This is a genomic window from Pseudomonas sp. MF09150, assembly GCF_059862355.1.
The window spans coordinates 514,520-540,376 of sequence record NZ_JCBCUS010000001.1 but is presented as its reverse complement, the minus strand read 5'-3'; the positions used below and the strand labels follow the sequence as shown (position 1 = coordinate 540,376).

The 25,857-nt window shown below is 67.1% G+C and carries 14 protein-coding genes; 11 read left to right on the top strand and 3 right to left on the bottom strand.

Annotated features, from left to right (window positions below):
* Positions 1–11 precede the first annotated feature (11 nt).
* Positions 12–962: a FecR family protein gene (locus AC19YX_RS02280; protein WP_500605575.1), complete on the top strand. Its 951-nt coding sequence runs from the start codon at positions 12–14 to the stop codon at positions 960–962.
* 111 nt (positions 963–1,073) lie between these two features.
* Here the strand turns inward: AC19YX_RS02280 and AC19YX_RS02275 are convergent, their stop codons facing one another.
* Both AC19YX_RS02275 and gspH read right to left on the bottom strand, forming a co-directional pair.
* Positions 1,074–1,697 (bottom strand): type II secretion system protein GspJ, encoded by a 624-nt coding sequence (locus tag AC19YX_RS02275; RefSeq protein ID WP_500605574.1) that lies wholly within the window; start codon positions 1,695–1,697, stop codon positions 1,074–1,076.
* Positions 1,694–2,155 (bottom strand): type II secretion system minor pseudopilin GspH, encoded by a 462-nt coding sequence (gspH, locus tag AC19YX_RS02270; RefSeq protein ID WP_500605573.1) that lies wholly within the window; start codon positions 2,153–2,155, stop codon positions 1,694–1,696. The genes AC19YX_RS02275 and gspH overlap by 4 nt, the downstream gene beginning before the upstream one ends.
* A gap of 116 nt (positions 2,156–2,271) precedes the next feature.
* Between gspH and AC19YX_RS02265 the strand changes: the two genes are divergently transcribed.
* On the top strand, positions 2,272–2,703 hold the full coding sequence (locus AC19YX_RS02265; RefSeq protein ID WP_500605572.1) for a type II secretion system protein N: 432 nt from the start codon (positions 2,272–2,274) through the stop codon (positions 2,701–2,703).
* Positions 2,704–2,709: 6 nt separating this feature from the next.
* Here the strand turns inward: AC19YX_RS02265 and gspI are convergent, their stop codons facing one another.
* Positions 2,710–3,099, bottom strand: a complete 390-nt coding sequence (gene gspI / locus AC19YX_RS02260; RefSeq protein WP_500605571.1) for a type II secretion system minor pseudopilin GspI — start codon at positions 3,097–3,099, stop codon at positions 2,710–2,712.
* Positions 3,100–3,247: 148 nt separating this feature from the next.
* Between gspI and gspG the strand changes: the two genes are divergently transcribed.
* The 9 genes from gspG to AC19YX_RS02215 all read left to right on the top strand — a co-directional run bounded on the left by gspG (position 3,248) and on the right by AC19YX_RS02215 (position 25,850).
* Positions 3,248–3,697, top strand: coding sequence for a type II secretion system major pseudopilin GspG (gene gspG, locus AC19YX_RS02255; RefSeq protein WP_078473767.1), 450 nt, complete (start codon positions 3,248–3,250; stop codon positions 3,695–3,697).
* 8 nt (positions 3,698–3,705) lie between these two features.
* Positions 3,706–4,686, top strand: coding sequence for a type II secretion system minor pseudopilin GspK (gspK, locus tag AC19YX_RS02250; RefSeq protein WP_500605570.1), 981 nt, complete (start codon positions 3,706–3,708; stop codon positions 4,684–4,686).
* Entirely contained in the window at positions 4,683–5,849 is a 1,167-nt protein-coding gene (gene gspL / locus AC19YX_RS02245; protein WP_421546984.1) for a type II secretion system protein GspL, read from the top strand. Before gspK ends, gspL begins: the two co-directional genes overlap by 4 nt.
* Positions 5,842–6,408, top strand: coding sequence for a type II secretion system protein M (locus AC19YX_RS02240; RefSeq protein ID WP_421546983.1), 567 nt, complete (start codon positions 5,842–5,844; stop codon positions 6,406–6,408). Before gspL ends, AC19YX_RS02240 begins: the two co-directional genes overlap by 8 nt.
* A complete protein-coding gene (gene gspD, locus AC19YX_RS02235; protein ID WP_500605569.1) occupies positions 6,405–8,771 on the top strand; it encodes a type II secretion system secretin GspD in 2,367 nt (788 codons plus the stop codon). Before AC19YX_RS02240 ends, gspD begins: the two co-directional genes overlap by 4 nt.
* A 260-nt stretch (positions 8,772–9,031) precedes the next feature.
* The gene (gene gspE / locus AC19YX_RS02230; protein ID WP_078473772.1) at positions 9,032–10,450 is read left to right on the top strand and encodes a type II secretion system ATPase GspE; all 1,419 of its coding nucleotides are present in this window, start codon (positions 9,032–9,034) and stop codon (positions 10,448–10,450) included.
* Positions 10,450–11,661: a type II secretion system inner membrane protein GspF gene (gene gspF / locus AC19YX_RS02225; RefSeq protein ID WP_078473773.1), complete on the top strand. Its 1,212-nt coding sequence runs from the start codon at positions 10,450–10,452 to the stop codon at positions 11,659–11,661. Before gspE ends, gspF begins: the two co-directional genes overlap by 1 nt.
* A gap of 406 nt (positions 11,662–12,067) precedes the next feature.
* Positions 12,068–13,285, top strand: a complete 1,218-nt coding sequence (locus AC19YX_RS02220; protein WP_500605568.1) for a substrate-binding domain-containing protein — start codon at positions 12,068–12,070, stop codon at positions 13,283–13,285.
* A gap of 187 nt (positions 13,286–13,472) precedes the next feature.
* Entirely contained in the window at positions 13,473–25,850 is a 12,378-nt protein-coding gene (locus AC19YX_RS02215) for a filamentous hemagglutinin family protein (RefSeq protein ID WP_500605567.1), read from the top strand.
* The last annotated feature ends 7 nt before the right edge of the window (positions 25,851–25,857 follow it).

The following is a 25,857-nucleotide window of genomic DNA, read 5'->3' as shown; positions in this document are numbered from 1 at the left end:
TATTTGCGCGCTTGAATATTTTTAGCATTTCCACTGCTCGGGATACGCCAGACAGCCGACTGTACAGCGAGGCCCGCGACTGGCTGCTGCTCCTGACCTCGGGCCAGGCCACCGTGGCCGACGCCAGGGCCTTGCGCCAATGGTGCGCGCAGAGCCCGGAGCATGCCCGGGCCTTCGAGCAGGCCAAGGCCCTGTGGCAGCAGTTGGCGCCCGCCGCCGAGCACTGGCAGCAGGCGACGCAGCCCCGGCGTTTCGGGCGGCGGGCGTTCCTGGGTGGGGCGATTGCTGCCTCGGCGGCCTTGTTTATGGTGCGGCTCACGGTGCCCGGCGGTTTTGCCGGGTTGACGGCCGACTACCGCACCGAGGTCGGTGAGCAACGGCGAGTCGAACTGGCCGAGGGCGTCAGCCTCGAACTCAACACTCAGACCCGCATCAACCGCCGGGCATTGGCCGAGGGCGAGCAGGGCATTGAGTTGCTGCAGGGCGAAGTCGAGGTCCTGGCCCAGGCTGCGCGGCCGCTCAAGGTCCAGGCTGGCGCCGGCTGGCTGAGCGCGACAAGGGCGCGCTTCAACGTGCGCAACACCGACAGCCGGGTCTGCGTGACCTGCATCGAAGGTTCGGTGGCGGTGGCGGTGGGTGGACGCAGCATGGCGTTGGAGGCGGGCCGCCAACTGATCTACGACGCCCAGGGCATCGGCCAACCGCAGGTGGTGGACACCCAGGCGGTGGTTGCCTGGCGCGAGCAGGTCCTGGTGTTCGACAACGCCAGCCTCAACACCGTGATCGACGAGATCAACCGCTATCGCCCGGGGATGCTGGTGCTGCTCAACGCCGAGTTGGGCAAGCGCAAGGTCCAGGCACGCTTCAGCCTCAACCAGCTGGCCGGCGTGGCCCTGCTGATCCGCGACGCCTACGGCGCCAAATGCACCGAACTGCCGGGCGGCGTGGTCCTGCTCAGTTAGGCCCTGTAGCCGCTGCCGAAGGCTCGGGCCGCGCTGTCCCTCCAACCCATGCATTCCTTCCGGATGTATCCCGGCGCCCATACGGGCCAGCCTGGTGGCAGCGGCTATAGATTATTGCAGGGGGCCGAGCACTTGTCGGTAGCGTTCCACGCCTTGGGGTGTCTGGCGCACCAGGCTGATTTCCAGGCCGGGTGGGTTGTCCTGGCGATTGCCGCTGAGTTGTCGCCAGCCTTTGTCGGGGTCCCAGACCCGCAGTTGCAGGTCGCTGACCTGGCTCAGCACCGCCACCGCCTGTTTCGGCGCGGGCAGGGGGTAGCGGTCGCCGGCGGGGGCGGCGGCGCGGTACAGGGTGTCGCCCTTGAGCCACCAACGCACCCGTTGCAGGCCGGCACCCGGGACCGCCGCGCTGCGGATCAGGTCCAGGCGAAAGCCCTTGCTGTCCGAGCTGCGCACACTCAGGGCCGGTGGCGCGGCGGGCCGTAGCGGGTCTTCCCGAGGTTCGGCCGAGGTCTGTTCGGGTTCCGCCAGTTCGATCCCGGCCCGCAAGCTGATGTCGCGCTGCAACTGGTTCAAGGCGCGCAACAAGGCTTCAGTCTGCTCGGTGCTGGCCTGCAGATGACGGTCGGCGCGGGTCACGCTGTCCAGCCCGCGCCAGGCAATCAGGCTGACCAGCGCCATGAGCATGATCGCCACCATCACTTCGATCAGGGTAAACCCCTGCTGCGTCCGCTTCATGGCTGGTTCACCAGCCGCAACCGGCCATCCGCGTCGCGTTGCAGGCCGAGGCTGTGCTGCCCGTCGGACAGCACCAGGCGTAACGGCGGGTTGATCCACTCGGCGTCCAGCACCAGGGTTTGCCGGGGCTCGATGCGCACCTGCATCGGCGTGCTGTCCCAGGACCGTGCATGCAATTGCGGGTCGCCCGCGAAGTGCTCCAGCCCCTGGCCGTCGGCGCTGCGCCGGCTGAAGCCATAGCCTTTGGCGTCCGCGCGCCAGGTGATCGGGCGCCCATCGACCCGTGCCTCGGCCTGGGCCATTTGCAGCAACTGGCTCAAGCGCTCGGCATCCTTGCGCAGCTGTTGCAGCGGGTCGGGCTTGATGCTCAGGCCGACCGCCGCACTGGCGATGCCGATGATCACCAGCACCACCATCAGCTCGATCAGGGTGAAGCCCTGTTGCTTGAGGTTGTTCATGTTCGCGCTCCCTTGCGTCGATCCGATGCTGCACGGCGAAGATGATGGGCGTGTGAAATAAAAACGTGAGAATTGGCCTGTAGGCTGTCGGCACGGACAATCAGGAGGTCCCATCCATGGCATTCGCCCATCGTATTTCAGCTGCGCACGCGGTCCAGGGCCTGGCCTTGCTGGCCGCCCTGGCCGGGGTTGCGACCTGGTCATCATTGCTGCTCACCTCCGCCGAGTCCCACACCCCGCCCGTGGCGCCCCAGGTGCTGGCGGAGCGCAACGACAACCCGGCGCTGCAGTGGTTTTCCAATCGCCCGGCGCCGGTGCAGATCAAGGTCTCCGGGGTACTCAGCGGGGCCCATGGCGCGGTGGCGATCCTCAGCCTCAACGACGGGCCGCCGCGCAGTTTCATGCAGGGCGAACGCCTGAGCCAGGGTGTGCGCCTGGCGGCGATCGAAGGCGATGCGGTGCTGATCGAGCGTGGTGGCGAAACCACGCGCCTGAGCCTGCCCAAGCCAGCGGAGCCGCCGGCCTTGCCGAATCTCACCCGGCCCTAGACCGGCCTAGGGCAACTTCTTCAGCAGCGCGCGGCCCACCAGGGTTTCCAGGCGCGCCAGGGGCGGTCCGTCTTGGCGCCGGTCCAGCACCTGCACGCTGACCTTGAACAGCCGCGCCTGCGGCCCTTGGCTGATGACCTGTTCGCAACGCAATTGCAGGCGGCCCTGGTCACACTCGAACACCTGGCTGCCCAGGCTCGGGCGGCCCTCCAGGCGCACTTCGGCGAGGCGGCTCTGGGCGGCCAGCATGGCGATGGATTTGTCCCGCAACAGGCCGTTGCTCTGGGTCATGACCCCGGCCACGCGCACGGCCGCCGACATGGCCACGGCGATGATCGCCAGCGCCACCAGCACTTCGATCAGGGTAAAACCTTGCTCATTACTCGGGTGTGGCATGGCGTGCTCGGGCCGGGAAACAGGCCCGCAGACTAGCCTTCGGGCTTGACCGATTGGCGACCGAAACACCCGAGGATTTTCAATACCACTGACATATCTTCTTGCAACACTGCGCGACGAATCCGCAATCAAGCCAAGGAATGTCGAGATGGATATCGCGCACTTCACGTCCCCGCCCCGAGGCCCTCGCGGCCAGCGTGGCTTCACCCTGATCGAGATCATGGTAGTGGTGGTCATTCTCGGGATCCTGGCGGCCATGGTGGTGCCCAAGGTCCTTGACCGGCCGGACCAGGCGCGGGCCACGGCGGCGAAGCAGGACATTGGCGGGTTGATGCAGGCGCTGAAACTCTACCGCCTCGACCACGGCAGCTACCCGAACATGACCCAGGGCCTGAAGGTGCTGGCAGAGCGCCCGGCCGACGCCAAAAACAGCAACTGGCGCTCTTACCTGGAGCGCCTGCCCAACGACCCCTGGGGCCGGCCTTATCACTACCTCAACCCGGGCGCCAACGGTGAGGTCGACGTGTTTTCCCTGGGGGCCGACGGGCAACCCGATGGCGACGGTGTGAATGCCGATATCGGCTCCTGGCAGCTGTAAGGGCGACCATGAAAACCCATTCGCCGAAGCCGGCGAAGCAGCGCGGCATGGCGATTATCAGTGCCTTGCTGATTGCTGCCGTGGTCGCGGTCATCGCCGGAGGCATGCTCACCCGGCAGACCCTGTTCACCCGCACCCTGGAGGCCGAGCAACTGCGGATCCAGGGCAACTGGCAGTTGCAGGGCAGCCTGGAACTGAGCCGCCAACTGCTGTGGGAGGCGCGCCAGCACGAGGTCCTGACCCGCCTCGATCAGGCATGGGCCCAGCCTCTGGGCGGGATCCAGGCGAGCAACCTTGGCGGCGTGTTTGAGGGTCGGCTGGAGGATGAGCAGGGCAAGTTCAACCTGCGCAACCTGGTGCTCAATCAGCAGCCGGACGCCGCCCAATTGCAGAACTTCCAGCGCCTGTGCGCGCTGCTCGGCATCGACGCCAACCTTGGCCGACGCATCAGCCAGCGAGTGATCGCCTCCTATGACCTGCTGCCTGAGCGGCTGGCGCCAGTGCCGGTGAAGAACGGCTTCGACAGCGGCCGTGAAACCTCACCGGGCAGTGCCGCGCGCCTGCTGCCGGCCAGACAGCCGATGCTGCGCAGCCTGGATGACCTGCGGGGCCTGGAAGGGCTGGATGAACGCCGGCTGAAGCAGCTGGCGGCCTATATCAGCCTGTTGCCGAGCAACACCTGGGTCAACGGCAACACCGCCAGTGCCGAGGTGCTCAGCGCAGTGGTGCCGGGCCTGGGTTTGCCCCAGGCCCGGGCCCTGGTAGCCGAGCGTGACGGCGGTCGTTGGTTTATCAACCGCGGGGACTTTTTCAACCGCCTGCGTTTAAAGGGGCTGGCCCTGGACCAGGTCCAGGTGGGGATCACCAGTGAGTGGTTTCAGCTCAATGGGCTGGTTCGCCGCGAGCAGCGCCGGCTGCATCTTCAGGCGCTGTTGCATCGGCCCGAAGACCGCCTGCCACAGGTGATCTGGTCGCGGGTGGGGGCATGAGCCGGTTGCGGGTCGCCTTGCCGGCCCTGGAACACCTGAGCGCCGAAAGCCTGGTGCAGTTTGCCTGGCTGGACCGCGCCGGACAGGTCAGCCGTGAGGGCCAGGGCAGCCTGGCGCAACTGGGGCTGGCACACAAGGCGCTGGCGCTGGAGTGCTTCCTGCACCCCCAGGACAGCCTGCTGACCAGCCTCGAATTGCCGCTGTTGCCGACGGCCAAGGTCGCGGCGGCGGTGAATTGCGCGGCCCAGGCGCTGATCCTCGGGCCGTTGCAGGAGATGCATGTGGCTCACGGCCCCCGCGAGAGCAATGGCCTGGTGCAGATTGCCTGGCTGCCCAAGGTGCGCCTGGCCCACCTGGGGCGGGTCCTGGCCCAGGTGCAGCTGAAGGTGCGCGGCCTGTACCCGGCGCCCTATGCCCTGGCGCTGCCGCCCCCTGGACGGCTGACGGTGGCCCTGGCGGCGGAGCATTTGCTGTTGCGCCACAGCCTGCAACAGGGCGCGGTGCATCCCTTGGGCCAGCAGGCACTGCAGGACCTGCTGGCCTCGGGCGCCGAGTTGCAGTGGGTTGGCGAGGGCGCTCCGGCAACGGCGCAGGCGCTGGGCACGGCACAACGCTGGAGCGGCGCGGCACCAACCTGGGGCCTGCACGGCGGGCTCGACGCGCCCCGTGTCGGCGCGGCCGGCTGGGGCCGGGCGCTGGCGTGCGGCGCCCTGGCCGTGGCGATCTGGGCCCTGGGCCTGAACCTGTACGCGGCACGACAGGCCGAAGAGGGTCAGCGGCTCAAGGCGCAGATGAGCCAGCGGGTGAAACAGGCCTTCCCCGAATTGCCGGTGATTCTCAACCCGTTGCAACAGGCCCGCCAGCAATTGGCCGCTCGCCAGAGCGGCACGGCGGCTGACCCCGGGCAACGCTTTGCCAGCCTGTTGCAACTGGCGGGCAAGGCCATGCCGTTTATGGTCGGCGGCGTGCAGCAACTGGAGTTCGAGCAAGGGCGCCTGCACCTGAGGCTGTCGAACGATAGCCAGCAGGGCGCGCCAGGCGACTGGCAAGCGGCCTTGACCCAGGCCGGTTTTGCCGCCGTTCGCGATGAACACGGCTGGACCCTGGGCCCCCTGGCCGAGTCCGCCGAGGCCACGGCTGCCAAGGAGGCCGCGGATGAGTAAGCGCGCGTTGGCCCCGTATCGATTGCGCTGGCAGCGCCTGCGAAGCCAGGCCGAACAGCTGTGGAGCGGCCTGGCGCTGCGGGAGAAGCGCCTGCTGGCGGGCATGGGTCTGGGGCTGTCCGGCCTGCTGCTGTGGATGCTGCTGATTCAGCCGGCGCTGGCCAGGATCGATTACTGGCAAACCGAAACCCCCAAGCTGCGGGCCCAGGCCGAAGCCTTGCACGTGCTGCTGCAAGAGGTCGCCAGCGACCCGCGGCCAACCCCCGGCGCGGACCTGGAACCGGCGTTGCGCCAGGCCCTGGACAGTGCCGGGCTCAAGGACCGTTATCAATTGCAGGCCCCCGATGCTGCGGCACCCGGCAGTTGGCGCCTGACCTTTCAAGAGGCCCCGGCGGATGCCGTGGTCGGCTGGCTGCTGGGTAGCCCCCGGCAATTTTCCCTGGAGGTGTCCGAGGCTCGCCTGCAACGCGCAGGCGCGGCCCAGGCCGAAGATTCGGCCGGCACATTGTCCGGAACCGTTCGCATGGATCAGGCGCTTGGCGCTAAGGAAGCTTCATGAAGTGGTCAGGCTCCAACACCGCGCGCTGTCGCAAGGCCGCGCCCCTGCTATTGCTCGCCCTGGGAGCGTGCAGCAACACCCAGTCGCCGACACCGCCGCCCTTGCTGGTGGACAGCGAACTGGGCCAACCCCTGGCCGATACCCGACGCAGCGGCGACGCCTTGCTCGACCGCCAGCGCCCGGCCAGCAGCCTGGAGCCGCGGCCAAGGGTGCAGCACCCGGTGACCAACAGCGCCCGTGGCCACGCCGCCAATACCCGTGGCAGCGCAGCGCGCAACCCCCTGGGCGAGCAGCCGGTGCAGCTGAACTTTGTCGAGGCCGATATCCAGGCCGTGGTGCGGGCGTTGTCCCGCTCCACCGGCCAGCAGTTCCTGGTGGACCCGCGGGTCAAAGGCACTTTGACCCTGGTCAGCGAGGGGCAGGTGCCGGCTCATCAGGCCTATGCCATGTTGCTCGCGGCGCTGCGCATGCAGGGCTTCAGCGTGGTGGATGTGGGCGGCGTGGCCCAGGTGGTGCCCGAGGCCGATGCCAAGCTGCTGGGCGGGCCGATCTACAGCGCCGAAAAACCCGCGGGCAACGGCATGTTGACCCGGACTTTTCGCCTGCAATATGAGAACGCGGTGAACCTGATCCCGGTGCTGCGCCCGATCGTTTCGCCGAATAATCCGATCAACGCCTACCCGGGCAATAACAGCATCGTCGTCACCGACTACGCGGAAAACCTGCAACGGGTGGCGCAGATTATCGACGGCATCGATACTCCGAGCGCCATCGATACCGATGTGGTGGCGGTGCAAAACGGCATCGCGGTCGATATCGCGGCCATGGTGGCCGAGCTGCTGGAAAACCAGGGCGGCGACCAGACGCAAAAAATCAACGTGATCGGCGACCCACGCTCCAACTCGATCATCATCCGCGCCGGCAGCCCGGAACGGACCGAACTGGCACGCAACCTGATCTACAAACTGGACAACGCCCAAAGCAACCCCAGCAACCTGCACGTGGTCTACCTGCGCAACGCCCAGGCCGGCAAATTGGCCCAGGCTCTGCGCGGCTTGCTGACCGGTGAAAGCGACAGCGGTGGCAACGACAATGCCCGTTCGATGCTGAGCGGCATGGGCGGCTCCGGACAAAGCGCCCAGGGCAGCAGCCAGAACAGCAGCGGCACACCCACCGCCAGCGGCAACCTCAATGGCAGCACAGGCAGCAGCGGTTATGCCCAGGGCGCCAGTGCCGCCAGCACCCAGGGCAGCAGCACGGCCCAGAGCGACCAGAACACTGCGTTCAGCGCAGGCGGCGTCACCATCCAGGCCGACGCCACCACCAACACCCTGTTGATTTCCGCGCCGGACCCGCTGTACCGCAACCTGCGGGAAGTGATCGACATGCTCGACCAGCGCCGGGCCCAGGTGGTGATCGAAAGCCTGATCGTCGAAGTCAACGAAGACGATGCCAGCGAGTTCGGCGTGCAATGGCAGGCCGGCAATTTGGCCGGTACTGGTGGTTTCGGCGGGGTCAACCTGGGGGGGAGCGGGCTCAACGGCACACCCACCAGCAAGACCAGCATCGATGTCTTGCCCAAAGGCCTGAACATCGGCCTGGTCAACGGCACGGTGGATATTCCGGGAATAGGCAAAGTGCTGGACCTCAAGGTTTTGGCCCGGGCCCTGAAAAGCAAAGGCGGGACCAATGTGCTGTCGACGCCCAACCTGCTGACCCTGGATAACGAGGCGGCGAGCATTTTTGTCGGGCAGACCATCCCCTTTGTCACCGGCAGCTATGTGACCGGAGGCGGCGGCACCAGCAATAACCCGTTCCAGACCGTACAGCGCGAAGAAGTGGGGTTGAAGCTGAATGTGCGGCCGCAGATTTCCGAAGGCGGCACGGTGAAACTGGATATCTACCAGGAAGTCAGCAGCGTCGATCAGCGCGCTTCGGTGGATGCCGGCACTGTCACCAACAAACGCGCAATCGATACCAGCATCCTCCTGGATGACGGGCAGATCATGGTCCTCGGCGGCCTGCTGCAGGACGGCTACAGCCAGAGCAACGACTCCGTGCCCTGGCTGTCGAATATCCCCGGGCTTGGTGCGCTGTTTCGCAATGAAAAACGCAGCGTCAACAAAACCAATCTGATGGTGTTTTTACGCCCCTACATCATCCGCGACAGCGGAGCGGGGCGCAGTATCACCCTGAACCGCTACGACTTTATGCGCCGCGCCCAAGGTGGCCTGCAGCCGGAAAGAAGCTGGGCCATGCCGGATATGCAGGCACCGCAATTGCCCTCGGTAGAGAAGGGCATCCCCGGCGCAACCCCGGCGGCCCAAGGGCCCAGGGCCGTGATCAGGGCGGTGCCGCAATGATTCGGCGCCAACACCCAGGCCGGCCGGAAGGCCGCCGCGCTCTTGATTTTGATCTGCAGCGTCCCGTTAAACCACGATGGCCGGAGCGAGGGCATGCCGAGCCTAGGCGAGGTACCCAATGGTGGGGCAAGAGCCCTTTGGTTACTTTGGGCTGGGCCGGCATTCCGGCTTTTCCAAAGTGACCCGCCGTAAGGGCGGAACCAATACCAGCCCACCCCCCAACAACGGATCTGCCCCGATCTAAATCCCGCGGAGTCCACATGACCCAACTCCCCTACGCCTGGGCCAAATCCCACCGCATCCTCCTGCGCCAAAGCGAGGCGGGCGCCATACTCCTGGTCTGCCCCTCAACCCCCGGCTGGTCAATCAACGAAGCCCAACGCCAATTCGGCCCCAGCCCCATCGAACACATCCGCGATGACGAACTCGATGGCCTGCTGGCCAGCGCCTACGCCGACACCGGCAGCGCCGCCGCCGTGGTGGGCGCCGCCGAAAACGAAGTCGATCTCGATCGCCTCATGCAAGACATCCCGGAAATCACCGACCTGCTCGACACCCAGGACGGCGCCCCGGTGATCCGCATGATCAACGCCTTGCTGACCCAGGCCGCCCGCGACGAAGCCAGCGACATTCACATCGAACCCTACGAAACCCATTCCGTGGTGCGCTACCGCGTCGACGGCACCCTGCGCGATGTCGTGTCGCCGCGCAAAGCCCTGCACGGCGCCCTGGTCTCACGGATCAAGATCATGGCCCAACTCGACATCGCCGAAAAACGCCTGCCCCAGGACGGCCGCATCGCCCTGCGCGTGGCCGGGCGCCCCATCGATATCCGCGTCTCCACCGTGCCAACCGGCCATGGCGAACGGGTGGTGATGCGCCTGCTGGACAAACAGGCCGGGCGCCTGCAACTGGAAACCCTGGGCATGGACCCAGAGGTGCTGGCCCGACTCGACAGCCTGATCCGCCAGCCCCACGGCATCGTGCTGGTCACCGGCCCCACCGGCAGCGGCAAAACCACCAGCCTGTATGCCGCTCTGGCCCGGCTCGACGCCAGCACCAGCAATATCCTCACCGTCGAGGATCCGGTGGAATACGACCTGCCCGGTATCAGCCAGATCCAGGTCAACGCCAAGATCGACATGACCTTCGCCCTGGCCCTGCGGGCCATCCTGCGCCAGGACCCGGACATCATCATGATCGGCGAAATCCGCGACCTGGAGACCGCGCAGATAGCAGTGCAAGCCTCGCTGACCGGGCACTTGGTGCTGGCAACCTTGCACACCAACGATGCCGTGTCGGCCGTCAATCGCCTGATCGACATGGGGGTCGAACCCTTTCTTCTCGCCTCATCAATGCTCGGAGTCCTCGCCCAGCGTCTGGTGCGCCGCCTGTGCTCGCAGTGCAAGGAAGAGGACCCGACGGCCCCCGGCACCTGGCGCCCACAAGGGTGCGCCGCGTGCAATCACACTGGCTACAGCGGCCGCACCGGGATCCATGAGTTGTTTTGCATCGACGACGATATTCGCACCCTGATTCACCAGGGCGCCGGCGAGCAGGCCCTCAAGGCCGCTGCCCGTAAAGCCGGAATGCTGAGCATGCGCGAGGATGGCGAGCGCTGGGTGCGCAGCGGTGCCACCGCGCCGGAAGAAATCCTTCGCGTAACCCGGGACGCCTGATGAATCGCTATCGCTACGAAGCCGCCGACGCCAGCGGCAAGATCGAGTCCGGGCATCTGGAGGCCGACAGCCAGAGTGCGGCGTTTACCAACCTGCGTGGCCGTGGCCTGACGGCGCTGATGGTGCAACTGGACAGCCATCAGGGAACCAATGGGGCAGGGGGCCTGTTCAGCGCCAAGCTTTCAGACAACGACCTGGCCTGGGCCACCCGCCAATTGGCCAGCCTGCTGGGAGCCAGTCTGCCCCTGGAAGCCGCGCTCAGCGCCACGGTGGAGCAGGCCGAGCGCAAACATATCGCCCAGACCCTGAGCGCGGTGCGCGCCGATGTGCGCAGTGGCATGCGCCTGGCCGAGGCTCTGGCGGCGCGGCCCCGGGACTTTCCGGAGATTTACCGGGCGTTGATTGCCGCGGGGGAGGAGTCCGGCGACCTGGCCCAGGTCATGGAGCGTTTGGCGGACTACATCGAAGAGCGCAACAACCTGCGGGGCAAGATTCTCACCGCCTTTATCTACCCCGGGGTGGTGGGGCTGGTGTCGATCGGCATCGTGATTTTCCTGCTCAGCTACGTGGTGCCCCAGGTGGTCAGCGCGTTTTCCCAGGCGCGCCAGGACCTGCCGGGCCTGACCCTGGCCATGCTCAACGCCAGTGACTTTATTCGCAGTTGGGGCTGGTTGTGTTTCAGCCTGTTGGCAGGCGGTTTCTGGGCGTGGCGCCTGTACCTGCGCAACCCCGCCGCACGCCTGAGCTGGCACAGCCGGATCCTGCGCCTGCCGCTGATCGGGCGTTTTGTGCTGGGCCTGAATACCGCCCGTTTTGCCTCGACCCTGGCGATTCTCGGCGGCGCCGGGGTGCCGTTGCTCAGGGCCCTGGAAGCCGCTCGGCAAACCCTGTCCAACGACCGCCTGAGCCTGAGCGTCAGCGATGCCACGGCCAAGGTGCGTGAGGGCGTCAACCTGGCGGCGGCGTTACGGGTGGAAAAGGTCTTTCCGCCGGTGCTGATCCACCTGATCGCCAGCGGGGAGAAGACCGGCGCCTTGCCGCCGATGCTGGAGCGCGCGGCGCAGACCCTGTCGCGGGATATCGAACGCCGCGCCATGGGCATGACCGCGTTGCTGGAGCCGCTGATGATCGTGGTCATGGGCGCGGTGGTGCTGGTGATCGTCATGGCGATCCTGCTGCCGATCATCGAGATCAACCAACTGGTGACCTGAGTAAGGTCACCCGGTTTTTATCTGCGGCATGGGGTCAGGCCCGAAATTTTTTCACTGCTGTGCCAGCGCTCCCGACTCCGGGCAGGCGGGTTCTCGGGTTCGTTGTTCTGTCATGTGTCGGGCCCGGCTTCAACAGCGCTGCCGGCTCCCGCCGAGGCCCGCTGAACTCTCGCGCTCACCTGCCTGGCGTGCCCCCGCAAAACCCTGCTGAACACCCGAGAATCCTGGGCAAAAACCCGCAGCTCCTCCCGAGGTTTTTTCCTTTATCTGTCACCGGAAGCTGCGAACTTCTCTACCCATGGCCTCACCCCTCAAGCCCTCTGGATCAAGGCTGCGGACCGGAGCGCCATGGCGTCATGCAAGAGCCATCTACCCCACGTACGAACACGATGAAAGGAGCTTCTTCATGTTTAAGCGCAACGTTCTCGCAGCATCCCTGACCCTCGCGGCCCTGTGCTCGGCCCAGGCTGCACTGGCAGACATCAACGGCGGCGGTGCAACCCTGCCACAACCGCTGTACCAGACTGCGGGCGTACTGACCGCCGGTTTCGCGCCCTACATCGGCGTCGGCAGCGGCAACGGCAAATCGGCCTTCCTGAACAACGACTACACCAAGTTCGTGGCCGGCACCACTGGCAAGAACGTGCACTGGGCGGGCAGCGATTCCAAACTCTCCGCGGCTGAACTGAGCGGCTACGTGACGGCTCACAACACTGCCTGGGGTCCGTTGATCCAGGTGCCTTCGGTGGCCACTTCGGTTGCCATTCCTTTCCGCAAAAGCGGCGCCAACGCCGTTGACCTGAGCGTCAACGAACTGTGCGGTGTGTTCTCTGGTCGTGTGAACCAGTGGGATCAGATCACCGGCTCCGGTCGTACTGGCCCGATCACTGTGGTCTACCGCAGCGAGAGCAGCGGCACCACCGAACTGTTCACCCGTTTCCTCAACGCCAAGTGCGCTGAAACCGGCGCCTTCGCCGTCACCACGACCTTCGCCAGCAGCTACTCGGGCGGCCTGCCAGCCGGTGCTGTGGCCGCTACCGGTAGCCAGGGCGTGATGACTGCGCTGAACGACACCACCGTTGCTGAGGGTCGTATCACTTACATGAGCCCGGATTTCGCCGCCACCACCCTGGCCGGTCTGGACGACGCCACCAAAGTGGCCCGCGTGGGCAAAGATGTGGCGAAAAACATCGTCGGCCTGTCGCCTGCACCGGCCAACGTCTCGGCTGCAATCAACGCCGTAGCCGTACCGGCCACTGCTGATCGTGCCAACCCGAACGCCTGGGTTCCGGTCTTCACTTCCCAGGCTCAGATCGACCTCAACCCAACCGACCCGAGCCTCAAGCTCTACCCAACCACCGGCTACCCGATCCTGGGCTTCACCAACCTGATCTTCAGCCAGTGCTACTTCAACCAGGATCAAAGCAACCAGGTGCGTGATTTCTTCACTCGCCACTACGGTGCCGCAGCGGCCACCAACAACGACGCCGCCATCACCGCCAACCGTTTCGTACCGCTGCCAATTGCCTGGAAAACTGCTGTACGCAGCAGCTTCCTGACCGCCACCAGCGACCAAAGCATCGGCAAAAGCAACATCTGCAACGGCATTGGTCGTCCGCTGTAACCCTCGCTTCACTGTCGCGCAATACCCGATCAGCAACGGCCCAGGCCGTTGCTGATTTTTTGCTTGGGGCGCCTTGAGGCCTCAAAGATGAATTTTCCATGACAAGCGTTCGGTCGCAGCCCGCGCCAACGGCCTATTGCCTGAAGCGTCGTGCTCCCGTGGGCGTCATAACAAAGGATGAGTCGTAATGGTTCGCTGCAAACCACCGGTCAAACCCCAAGCCCAAGGCCACGATGGCCAGGCGATCCTGCGGCTCAAGCCCCTGGCCCATGCCATCGCCTTGCTGCTGATGGCCGGCAGTGCCCATGGCGCCACGGCGTTCAGTTCCGGTTGGTTTGCCGCCAAGGGCGCGTCCCAGGCGGCCACGGCCGCGCGCACCGGGGGTCAGGTGCCGGGCATGCCGCCGCCGTTGTCCCAGCAGACCCGGGCCAACCAGCAGTTGCAGCGTTCCCTGAGCAACCTCAACACCAGTGTCGCGGCCATTGCCGCCCAGCAAGCGGCCCAGGCGGCCGGGCGCCAGGCCGCGTTCGGCCGGGTGACCACGGTGCCCGACGGCCTCGGCGAAGGCGGGCTCAAGGTCGACAACAGCCTGACCCAGGGCTGGACCAACGCCAAAGGCCCGGTGCAGACCCAGGCCGGCGGCCAGACCACGGTGACCATCGAGCAGACCGCCGACAAGGCGATCCTCAACTGGGAGACCTTCAACGTCGGGCGCAACACCACGGTCGATTTCCAGCAGCAGTCGAGCTGGGCCGTGCTCAACCGGGTCAACGACCCCAATGCCCGGCCCAGTGAGATCCAGGGCCAGATCAAGGGCGCGGGCACGGTGATGATCATGAACCGCAACGGGGTGATCTTCAGCGGCAGCAGCCAGGTCAACGTGCGCAACCTGGTGGCCGCGGCCGCCAGCATCAGCGATGACCAGTTCACCCAGCACGGACTGTACGTGGACACCAACGGTACCCTGCCGACCTTTACCGATGCCGCCGGCAAGGTCGAGGTGCAGCGCGGGGCGCTGATCCAGACCCACAGCCCGGCGACGTCCACCGACGCCGGTGGCTACGCCTTGCTGCTGGGGTCGGAAGTGGAGAACGCCGGCACCCTGATCACCGCCAAGGGCCAGACCACCCTCGCGGCCGGTGACAGTTTTTATATCCGGCGTGGCGTGGGCACCAGCGGCAACCAGCATTCCACCACCCGGGGCAACGAAGTGGCGACCAGCCTCAACCCCGGCAGCAGTGCCGGCAAGGTCACCAACACCGGCCTGATCATGGCGTCCACCGGCGATATCACCCTGACCGGGCACCAGGTGCAGCAAAACGGCGTGGCCCTGGCCAGCACCTCGGTGGACACCCGCGGCACGATTCACTTGCTCAATTCGGCCAGCGACAGCACCGGCAGCGTGACCCTGGGGCAGGGCAGCACCACCGCGATCCTGCTCGACAGCAGTGGCAGCAGTGCCCTGGACAGCCAGCGCAACAATGGCCTGATCAACCTCGACGGCACCCCGACCAACCTGATCACTGGCCAGTTCAATAACCTCAGCAGCATCAGCGACCGCACCGATCAGTCCCGGATCGAAATCGTCAGCGGTGGCCATGTGGATTTCCAGAGCGGCTCCATCACCCTGGCCACCGGCGGCCAGGTGGCGGTGACGGCGGGCCAGCGCAGCCTGGTGCGCGACGGCGCAACTATCGATGTGTCCGGCGCCGTCGGGGTCAAGGTGGCGATGGAATCCAACACCATCAAGATCAACGTCCAGGGCAACGAGCAGCGCGACTCGGCGGGCAACCGCGATAACGGCCAACTGATCAACAACGATGTCTGGGTCGACCTGCGGGAGCTGGTGTTCGTCCCGGCCGGCACCAATGGCTACGCCACCGACCGCTGGTACACCGCCGGCGGCCTGCTGGAGGTGGGCGGCTACCTCGGTACCCAGGGCCATACAGTCGGTGAGTGGATGGCCCAGGGCGGCACCCTGACCTTTACCGGCAAGGACGTGGTGACCCAGTCCGGTGCCCAGTTGAACCTCTCCGGCGGCACCGTCGACGTGCAAGGCGGGTATATCCAGCAAAGCTGGCTCAAGGGGCCCAATGGCCAGCTGTACGAGCTGTCGCGGGCACCGGGGGACATTCTCTACACCGGGCTCTACAAGGGGTATGAAGACATCAGCGCGCGCTGGAACCGCAACGACTACTACTACAACCCGCTGATCGCCCAACAACGGCGCTACGAGGCCGGCTACACCATCGGCCGCGACGCCGGCAAGCTGGTGATCGGCACCCGCAACGCCGTGCTCGAAGGCCAGTTGATCAGCGACGTATTCAAGGGCGAGCGCCAGACCCAGGCGCCCAACGTCAACCTCGACGGCTACCAGCAATCCCACAAGGCCGCTGCCCAGCGGGCGCAGTTGATCATTGGCAACTACACGCCGATCTACAACAAGGCCAGCGGCACCCTGCGCTACGCCCTGAGCCCGAGCGTGGACCAGGTGCTGATCGAGGCCAACACGCAGAAGATCGCCGACGGCCTGGACCTCACCAGCGCCTTGCCGGCAGATCGCCAAGGGCAGTTGGTGCTGGACAGCGACCAGCTCAACGGCTTCCAGCTGGGGGCGATCAAGGTCGGTGCGCGGCAGCAGATCCAGGTCAACAGTGGGCTGAAGGTGGCCGACGGCGGCGATATCACCCTGTTCGGACCCCAGGTCCAGATCAACGCCGACCTCACCGCCCATGGCGGCCGGATCAATGCCGGCGACGTCTTGAACCAGGTGGATGTGAACCGTGGTTTTGTGCTCGGTGACGTGATCCTCGCACCCATCGGCGCTGCCCAGCCCCGGGTCGATGTGGCGACCGGGGTCAAGCTCGATGTCTCCGGGCGCTGGACCAACCTCGCCCTTGATCCGCAGGCCAGCGAGGGGCTGGCCTTTATCAACGGCGGCAAGCTGTCGCTGCGCAGCAGCGGCGACCTGAACCTGGCCAGCGGCACCCGGCTGGATGTCACGTCCGGTGCGAGCATCGGTTACGACGGCAAGACCAGTGGCGGCAAGGGCGGTGATCTGACCCTGGCGGCCGATGGCTCGCTGGACCTTGGCAGCGAGCTGCTCGGCTACGGGGTCAACGGCGGCGGCACCCTGGCGCTGCAGGCGCACAAGGTGCTGATCGGCGACACCGGCGCCGCGCCTGTGGCCGGCACGCTGCAACTGGCCGGGGACTTCTTCGACAAGGGCTTTTCCGCCTACGACATCACCGGCAATGAAGGCCTGATTGTCGCCGACGGCGCCCGGGTCGACGTCAACCAGCCGCTGTACCGCCTGGGCGCCGAGGCCAGCACCCGCCCCACCGGCAGCGCGCCGGCCAGCGTGCTGCAAAGCTGGCTGCCGGAGCTGTACCAGCAGGACCCGGCCAAAGGTGTGCTGACTCAGCGCCGTGGTGCCAGCCTGACCCTGAGCGCCGGCACGCAATACGCCACCGCCGCCCAGTTGGCGACCACCGCCCTGAGCGTTGGCCAGGGTGCGGTGATCACGGTCGACCCGGGGCAGGCGATCAACCTGCGCAGCGTCGGCCAGTTGACCGTCAATGGCACCCTCAATGCCTGGGGTGGCCGCGTCAGCCTCGGCGGCCTGACGACGGCCAGTGGCGAGGCGGCCAACGCCACCGGCCACGGGCGTTCGATCTGGGTCGGCGATCAGGCGCTGATCGATGTCGCGGCCCGGGCGGTGAGCGCGGTGGACAACCGTGGCCGCAGTTACGGGCAGGTGCGCAATGGCGGCACGATTGCCATCGGCGGCGAGATCGACCTGGCCACCGGCATCGCCAAGGCCAGCGATCTGTTCGTGGTGGTGCGAGAAGGCGCGCGGCTGGAGGCTTCCGGCGCCCAGGCGGCCCTGGATATACCGGGGCAGGGCCGGGTGCAGGTGGCCAGCAATGGCGGCAGCATCAGCTTCGCCTCCAACAACGGCCTGTACCTGGACGGCAGCTTTGCGGCCCGGGCCGGAGGCGCCGGCGCGGCGGGCGGCAGCCTGTCCCTGGCCCTGGAAAGCCCGTACTACATCAAGAATGCGCTGACCGACCGGGTGCTCAAGCCCCGGGAACTGGTGCTCGGCCAGGTGCACCAACCGAGCACGCTGCCGGCGACCGCCGAAGACGCGGCCGCCAGCCTGGAGTACGGCCATGGCCGCCTCGGGGTGGACCAGGTCAGCGCCGGTGGTTTCGACAGTCTGGCGCTGCTGAGCAACGGTCTGCTCAGTTTCGATGGCGATGTCTCGCTGCATATGGGCCAGAGCCTGCGCCTGTACAGCAGCGCCCTGAACCTCAGCGAGAACGCCGCGGCCCACTCGCGGGTCGAGTTGTCGGCGCCCTACCTGTTGCTGGCGGGGATCCTCGCGCCACTGGAAGCCAAGGATCAGTATGAGCATCCGGTGCTCGGTGGAACGCCTTCACAGCGGCCGACCCAGGCGCAGTTCAGCGCCAGTGGCAACCTGATCGACGTGCGCGGCAGTGTGGTGTTCGGCAGCCTGGGCAGCCTGCGCCAGGCCAATGGCAGCCAGCAGGTTATCGAGCGCCGTGGCTTCGATGATGTGCAACTGACCAGCCAGGGCGACCTGCGCTTCCTCGCCGGTGCCGGCGCCGATGTGATCGCCAAGGGCATCAGCACCCAGTTGCTGACCCACGGCGACATGACCCTGCGGGCGGCGCAACTGTACCCGGCCACCGAAGTCGGGGCCCGAGTGCTGGCTGGTTACGTGGGGGCCGGCAATGGCCTGCTGCTGAACTTCGACCCCGCACGGACCCTGACCATCGGCCGCAGCGGCAATGCCGAGCTGGCCGTGCCTTATTCGGCCTTCGGCCGCCTGCAATTGGGCGCGGCAACCATCAAGCAGGGCGGGGTGCTGCGTGCGCCCCTGGGCCTGATCGAAATCGGCAACCTGGGGGCGACCCGGGTCGAGTTGCTGCCCGGCAGCGTGACCTCGGTCAGCGGCAAGGGCCTGGTGCTGCCTTATGGCGGCACGGTCGACGGCCAGCTCTACAAGTACAACGGCAAGAATGTGACCTTCCTTGGCCAGGGAGCGCTGGTGAATGAAAACAGCGACCTGAGCGTGGGGGTGATCCTCGGCGGCCAGTCGGTGAAGGTGCTGCCCGAGGCCACGGTGGATCTGTCCGGCGGTGGTGAGTTGCTGGGGGCCGGGTTTATCTCCGGGCGTGGCGGTTCCACCGATGCCCGCTACAGCCCGTTGGTGCAGATTGGCGCCAATGGCGGCTTTGTCCTGCCGGGCCTGGGCACCAACCCGATCTACGCGATCGTGCCCGGGGTGCAGCCGGGCTATGCGCCGGTGGCGGCGGAAGGTGGGGCGGTGGACCCGATGATCGGCCAGCAGATCAGCATCGGCGCCGGAGTGCCGGGCCTGGCGGCAGGCACCTACACCTTGATGCCGTCGACCTACGCCCTGATGCCGGGGGCGTTCCGGGTCGAGATCAACGGCCTGGCCGGGCTCGGCAGCGAAGGCACGGCGCAGCAGCTGCGCAATGGCTCCTGGTCAACCGCCGGGCGCCTGTCCGTGGCCCATACCGGGATCGGCAACAGTGTGGCCAGCCAGGTGATCCTGACCCCGGCCGAGACCTTGCGTCGTTACTCCCAATACAACGAAACCGGTTATGCGCAGTTCGCCCTGGCCGACGCGGCCAAGCTCGGGGTGCCGCGGCCGCTGTTGCCGGTGGATGCCAAGACCCTGAAGCTGGCCCTGTACGCGGGCGCCGGGGCCGAGGCGTTTTCCTTCGAGGGCATTGGCCGCTTCGAGGCGGCTGCCGGTGGCTACGGTGGCACGGTGGCGGTGCTGAATTCGGGTTTTGGCGGTATTGAAGTGGTGACAGCCGGCAACGCCGCCAGCAGCGGCTTCGGCGGCGTGACCCTGGATGACCGGAGCCTGAACGCATTGGGCGCGGCGCGCCTGATGCTCGGCGGCCTGACCTTGGTCAAGTACGGTCAGGGCGGCAACTACATCACCCTGGCGAGTGGCACCAACGCTATGTCGGGCTCGATCACCTTGCGCCAGGGCGCGAGCCTGGCCGCGCCCGAGGTGTTTCTGGTGGCGGGCAACGGCCAGATCGTCCTCGAACAAGGCGCGTCGATCAACAGCATCGGCCGCGGCCGGGCCAGCTACGACGCCCGGGATGGGTTTATCTACCAGATGAGCAACCTGCTGGCGGTGTCCAACGGCCTGCTCAACGTCATCGGCCAGACCCAGGCCGGCGGCCAGGTCAGCGGCGGCATCCAGGTCGGCGCTTGCACCAACGCCCCGTGCAGCGGGCAGACCGCGCTGTATTCCGAGGGCAGTATCGTCGCCCTGACCGACAACACCTTCGAGCTGGGAGACCAGGTGCGCTACGGCACCCGGCACCTCAACCTGGGCCTGAGCAGCGTCAACGTCGGCAGCCCCGAGGCCCTGGCTGCGGCCGCGGCCAGTGGCCGCCTGCCGACCGGCATGACCCTCAACCAGCAGTTGCTGGACCGCTTGCTGCGCGGCGACACCCAGTTCGGCGCGCCGGCCCTGGAGACCCTGCAACTCTCGGCCCGGGACAGCTTCAACTTCTACGGCAGCACGGCCCTGGACACCTATGACCCACTGACCGGCAAGTCGCTGCTGAGCAACCTGCTGCTGTCGAGCCCGGCCATCTACGGCTCGGGCAGCGCCAGCGACGTGGCGAGCATTCACACCGCCAACCTGATCTGGCAGGGCACGGATACGCCTGCCGGCGCGGTGGTGGCCGGTGGCGCCGGCACGGGCAGCGGGCGCCTGGATATCCAGGCCGAGCGCATCGAGTTCGGTTATGGCGCCTTCGCCCAGCCCAGCACGATCAAGAGCTTCGATCGCCTGGCCCTGGGCTTTGGCAGCGTCAACCTGAGTGCCAGCGAGCGCATCACCGCCAACCACAAGGGCAGCCTGGCGGTCTACCAAAGCCAGGGTGCCTATGAAACCGGCAAGGGCTTCCAGTACAGCGGCGGCAACCTGAATATCCTCACGCCGTTGCTGACCGGTGCCGCCGGTTCGGTGAATCGCATCACCGCCGGGGGCGCGATTGATGTGGCGGCAACGGGCGTTACCCCGGGCACGGCTGACGGCCAGGGCGCCGAGCTGGCGTTGCAGGGCGACAGCATTCGCCTGGCCAGCGCCGTGGTGCTGCCCAGCGGCAAGGTGACCCTGGGCGCGCGGGGCGATGTGCTGCTGACCGACGCCGCGCTGATCGATGTGGCCGGGCGCGCCATCGCTTTCAACGACCTGACCAAATATGGCTGGGGCGGCGACGTGCTGCTGCAGAGCCGCGCCGGCAACGTGCTGCAGGCGGCGGGTTCGACCATTGACCTGTCGGCCAGGAACAACCAGGCCGGCAAGCTGCAAGCCATCGCCCTGGACCCGGGCGCGGGTGGCGTCGACCTGCAAGGACGGATCCTCGCCGGCAGCAGCGGCTATTACGATGCCGGTGGCAGCCTGATGCCGTACGCGGCGGGCGGCGTCGAGATCCAGGCCCAGCACCTGGGAGCCGGCGCGAGCCTCGACCAGCAGTTCGCCGCGCTCAACCAGCGGCTGAACGAAGGCCAGGTGTTTGGCGCCCGCAGTTTCCAGCTCAAGCAGGGTGACCTGACCATCGGCAATGGCCTCAAGGCCGGCAGCATCAGCGTCTCTCTGGACAACGGCAGCCTGCGGGTCAACGGCCTGGTGGACGCCAGCGGCGAACGGGTCGGCAGCATCAACCTGGCGGCCAGGAACGGCCTGACCCTGGACGGCAGCGCAGTGCTCGACGCCCATGGCAGCCGGCTGCGGGTCGACAGCTACGGCAAGATCATCGACTCGCCCAACCGCGCCACGGTGGTGCTCAGCTCCGGCCAGGGCCAGTTGACCCTGGCCGACGGCGTGCGCATCGACCTGCGCCATGGCACCGAGGTTGCGCTCGGCACGGCCCCCGGCGCCAACGACGGTCGCAGCCGCGGCACCCTGGAGCTGAATGCGCCACGGCTGATCAAGCCCGATCAGAGCAGCGACGACATTGCCATCGACGCCCATGGCCAGCTGGATATCCAGGGTGCACGCTCGATTGCGGTCAACGGCATGATCAGCTACGACGATGCCCGGGAAGGCACCGATACCAGCGCCAGTGGCCGCCCATACCAGGTGATCGATGAGGATTACCTGAAGCAGAAACATGCACTGAGCGTGCTGTTTATCAACGCGGCGAAGAACAACAGCGACCTGATGCAGAACAAACTCGCCGGCCTGAACAATGCCACCTACGCCGATGCCTTCCATTTGCGCCCGGGGGTGGAGATCGTCAGCAAGACCGCCGACGGCGATCTGGTGGTGCAGGGCGATATCGACCTGTCGCAGTTTCGCTACGCCAGCGTCAACCCGCACACCGAGCAGACCCAGGTGTACGGCTCCGGTGAGGTGGGCAGCCTGACCTTGCGCGCCGGTGGCGACCTGAACATCTACGGCAGCATCAACGACGGCTTTGCGCCGCCACCGCCCACCGACGATGACACGGGCTGGATTCTGCGGGCCGGCCTCGACTTCACCGGCGGCGACATCGTGGTGCCGGGCACGGGCGTGACCCTGGCCGACGGCACGCTGTTCCCCGGCGGCAGCACCCTGAACTACGACCTGCCGATCCGTGGCCTGATGCTGCCGGCCGGCAGCCGCCTGCCGGTCGCCGCGACCCTGGCCCAGGAGCTGTTCCTGCCGGCGGGTACGGTGCTGTCGGCGGCGGTGCGCGATGCCGACGGCAAGGTGCTGTTCACCGCCGGCTCCTTGCTCGGCCACGACCAGACCCTGGCCGTGGGCAGTGTGCTGGACGCCGGCACCTTGCTGGTCGGCAACACCCGGGTCGGGGCCATGACCTGGCCCAAGGGCGTGCCGCTGCCAGGCCAGGCCGGGAGCCGGGCGGTGGTCACCCTCGATGGCAGCCGGCTGCTGCCGCGCGGGGCGCTGATCCCGTCCGGCACCGACATCAAGCTGCCGGCCGGTGTCGAGTCGGTGCAGTTGCGGCCCGAGGTGGCCGGGCGCCAGGGCAAGCTGTGGGCCATCGCGCCGATGCTGGCCGAGGGTTCCCAGTCCTGGTCGCTGCGCCTGGTGGCGGGTGCCGATACCCAGGCCGCCGACAGCCGTCTGCTGCAAACCCAGGCTCGGGCCGGCGATCTGCATCTGGCGGACAGTCACTACGGGATGTACGGCCAGCCGGAGTTTGTCTGGACCGAAGAGGGTTCGCTGGACTTCTTTGGCGACGACAGCATGGTGGGGCTGCCGATCGACTTCGTCGAACTGCAATACCCGGGGCTTTGCGACGATACGCCCAGTTATTGCCAGGTCGGCAGTGGCTATACCCTGGTCGCCAGCAGCACCCGCCCCAGCGTGGTGCGTACCGGTGCCGCCGACCTGGAGCTGCTGGCGGCGGGCAACCTGAGCATGGACTCGCTGTTCGGCGTCTACACCGCCGGCACTTCCTCGACCCAGACCTCTGCCAGCGACCCCTACAACCTGGCGCGCTCAGGCAGCGGCGGCAAGGTCCTGAAGAACCTCGCCGGCGGCTATGAAGCCCTGGTCGACGGCGGCACCCAGAGCCTGTACCGCGCCTGGTACCCGGAAGGCGGCGGCAACCTGCGGATCAAGGCCGGCGGCGACCTGAGCGGCAATATCGTCGACCTCCCGAGCCAGAGCCCCAACGGTCGCCCGGTGGGGTCGGACATGGGCCATGACTCGAGCAATGTCGGCAACTGGCTCTGGCGCCAGGGCAACGACGCCGGTGCCGGCCAGGCGCGGGACACGGCCTGGTGGATCAACTTCGGGACCTACACCGCCAACAGCGTGTCCGGTGCCGACCAGATGGTCGGTTTTACCGGCTTCGGCACCCTGGGCGGTGGCAACCTGGAGGTTGAGGTCGGTGGCGATGCCGGGGTGCTCGCACCGCTGGCGGCGGCGGATTTCGCCGGCTACGCCAACCGCCGCAGCCAGGGCCTGATCCTGGCCGTCGGCAGCACCGGGCGCCTGGCGGCCGATGGCAGTCGGCAAGTGACCGGTGGCGGCGACCTGAACCTGCGGGTGGGCGGTGCCCTGAACCCTTATCGCCAATACGGGGCCGGTGCGTTCAACGGCGCGCTGGTGGACCTGCGCGGCCATGTGCAAGTGAGCGGCAGCGCCCTGGGCAGCCTGGAGCTGCATTACGGCGCCCGGGCGGTAGACCAGAGCTCCAGCGAAATCCGCGCCTTCGACTTCCAGCGCGCGACCCTGGCGGCCGCCTCGGGCGGCCTGACCCTGGTGCCGGGGGACGCCACGTTCAACCTGTCGACCCGTGGCGACCTGGTGCTGCAGACCGTGGCCGACCCGGGTCGGGCGACCCTGGTCAATGGCTGGAGTTATCAGAGCCCCGCTGGCACCTGGGGCGTCGGCCAGAGCTGGTTCACCCTGTGGACCGAGCGCACCGCGGTCGATCTGTTTTCCGCCGGGGGCAACCTCACGCCCATGAACGACGGCAGCCCTACCGATATGGCGACGGTGTACCCGGCCACCCTGAGGGCGGTCGCTGCCAGCGGCAGCCTGTATTACGGGCACTCCAGGCAGTTTTCGGCAGGCGCGAACAACGTCCCGGCGGCCCTGGTACTGGCGCCGTCGCTCAATGGCCAACTGCAGTTGCTGGCCGGCGACTCGATCTACGGCGGGGACCTGACGGTGAGCCGCTCCAGCGCCGCGGCGCGGGTCCTGGCCACCCCGCAGCACCCGGCCTATATCGTGACCACAGACAACCTCACGGGCGCGCCCATCGTCGGCCGCGGCAATCTGCCCAGTGACGGCAACCGGGCCCGTGGCGGGACCTTTCCGTTGTTCGCCTTCGGCCCCAACAGTGCTTCCACCGAGTGGGGCAGCGCCGCCGAACCGGCACGCTTCTATGCCATCAATGGCGACTTGATGGGGGTCAGCAGCGGCCGGGCGATCACCATGACCTCCACCACCGACTCGCGCTTCGGGCAAACCTTCTACGAAGGCGGTGGGCCGGTACGGATGCTGGCCGGGCGCGATATCGTCAGCAGCGGCACGCCCATGAACGGCAGCACTGGCGGCGACTTCAACTTTGGTTCCTATACCCTGGTGGGCAACCTGTTTATCCATAACGACCCGACCGATATCTCCATCGCCAGTGCCGGGCGCGACATCCTCTACAGCAACTTCAGGGTCGCCGGCCCCGGCACCCTGGAGCTGACGGCGGGGCGCACTATCCTGATGGAGGACAAGGTCAGCGTCATCAGCCTCGGCGGCGTGGCACCCGGTGACAGCCGCCCCGGGTCGAGCATCGTGATGCAGGCCGGCGTCGGTCCCAACGGCCCGGACTACCAGCGCTTCGTGCAGGCCTACCTCGACCCGGCCAACCTGGCCCAGCCCGGGGAAAGCCTGGGCGCCGGCAAGGTGGCCAAGACCTATGAGGGCGAGTTGCAGGCCTGGCTGGCCGGGCGCTTCGGTTTTGTCGGCGACAGCACCCAGGCCCGGGCCTATTACGCGGCCCTGCCGGCGGAGCAGCAGCGGGTGTTTGCCCGCGAGGTATATTTCGCCGAACTCAAGGCCGGCGGGCGCGAGTACACCCAGGAAGGCGGCCTGCGCCAGGGCAGCTATGCCCGTGGACGTACGGCGATTGCGGCGTTGTTCCCGCAGACCGATGTGGCCGGCAACCCCATCCGCTACCAGGGTGATATCACCCTGTTCGGCGGCGCCGGGGTGCACACCGATTTTGGTGGCTCGATCCAGATGCTGACCCCCGGCGGCAACCAGACCTTCGGCATCGAAGGCGCGGCGCCACCGGCGTCGGCCGGGGTCATCACCCAGGGCACGGGGGATATCCAGCTGTATTCCCTGGGCAGCATCCTGCTCGGCCAGAGCCGGATCATGACCACCTTTGGCGGCTCGATCATGGGCTGGTCGGCGGCCGGCGACATCAACGCCGGGCGCGGTTCCAAGACCACCGTGGTCTATACGCCGCCCAAGCGGGTGTACGACACCTGGGGCAACGTCGGCCTGTCGCCGTCGGTGCCGAGCACCGGGGCCGGGATCGCCACCCTCAACCCGATCCCGGAAGTCGCGGCCGGCGACATCGACCTGATCGCGCCCCTGGGCACCATCGATGCCGGCGAGGCGGGGATCCGCGTGTCGGGCAATATCAACATCGCCGCGCTGCGGGTGGTCAATGCGGCCAACATCCAGACCCAGGGCAAGTCGTCCGGGGTGCCGGTGTCGGCGGCGGTCAATACCGGGGCCATGAGCTCGGCCAGTTCGGCGGGCGCTGCGGCTTCCCAGGCTGCTGAAGACGCTGCGCGCAACCAGCAGGCGGCGGCGAAACAGGGGCGGGCGTCAATCGTTACCGTCGAGGTCCTGGGCTTTGGCTCCGAACCGCTGCAACGCGGTCGCGAAGACGCCAGCCGCGCCCCGGGCTACAACCCCGACAGCCCGGTGCAAGTGCTGGGCGCCGGGCCCTTGAGCGACCAGGCACGGGCGCGCCTGACCGATGAGGAACGTGGGCAGCTGACGTTATAGGGTTGTT

What these genes read in the sequence shown, in the direction of transcription:
- AC19YX_RS02265 (WP_500605572.1), top strand. Translation starts at nt 2,272, where the DNA reads ATGGCATTCGCCCATCGTATTTCAGCTGCGCACGCGGTCCAGGGCCTG.
- AC19YX_RS02275 (WP_500605574.1), bottom strand. Translation starts at nt 1,697, where the DNA reads ATGAAGCGGACGCAGCAGGGGTTTACCCTGATCGAAGTGATGGTGGCG.
- AC19YX_RS02220 (WP_500605568.1), top strand. Translation starts at nt 12,068, where the DNA reads ATGTTTAAGCGCAACGTTCTCGCAGCATCCCTGACCCTCGCGGCCCTG.
- gspG (WP_078473767.1), top strand. Translation starts at nt 3,248, where the DNA reads ATGGATATCGCGCACTTCACGTCCCCGCCCCGAGGCCCTCGCGGCCAG.
- AC19YX_RS02215 (WP_500605567.1), top strand. Translation starts at nt 13,473, where the DNA reads ATGGTTCGCTGCAAACCACCGGTCAAACCCCAAGCCCAAGGCCACGAT.
- gspI (WP_500605571.1), bottom strand. Translation starts at nt 3,099, where the DNA reads ATGCCACACCCGAGTAATGAGCAAGGTTTTACCCTGATCGAAGTGCTG.
- AC19YX_RS02240 (WP_421546983.1), top strand. Translation starts at nt 5,842, where the DNA reads ATGAGTAAGCGCGCGTTGGCCCCGTATCGATTGCGCTGGCAGCGCCTG.
- gspH (WP_500605573.1), bottom strand. Translation starts at nt 2,155, where the DNA reads ATGAACAACCTCAAGCAACAGGGCTTCACCCTGATCGAGCTGATGGTG.
- gspE (WP_078473772.1), top strand. Translation starts at nt 9,032, where the DNA reads ATGACCCAACTCCCCTACGCCTGGGCCAAATCCCACCGCATCCTCCTG.
- gspF (WP_078473773.1), top strand. Translation starts at nt 10,450, where the DNA reads ATGAATCGCTATCGCTACGAAGCCGCCGACGCCAGCGGCAAGATCGAG.
- gspK (WP_500605570.1), top strand. Translation starts at nt 3,706, where the DNA reads ATGAAAACCCATTCGCCGAAGCCGGCGAAGCAGCGCGGCATGGCGATT.
- gspL (WP_421546984.1), top strand. Translation starts at nt 4,683, where the DNA reads ATGAGCCGGTTGCGGGTCGCCTTGCCGGCCCTGGAACACCTGAGCGCC.
- gspD (WP_500605569.1), top strand. Translation starts at nt 6,405, where the DNA reads ATGAAGTGGTCAGGCTCCAACACCGCGCGCTGTCGCAAGGCCGCGCCC.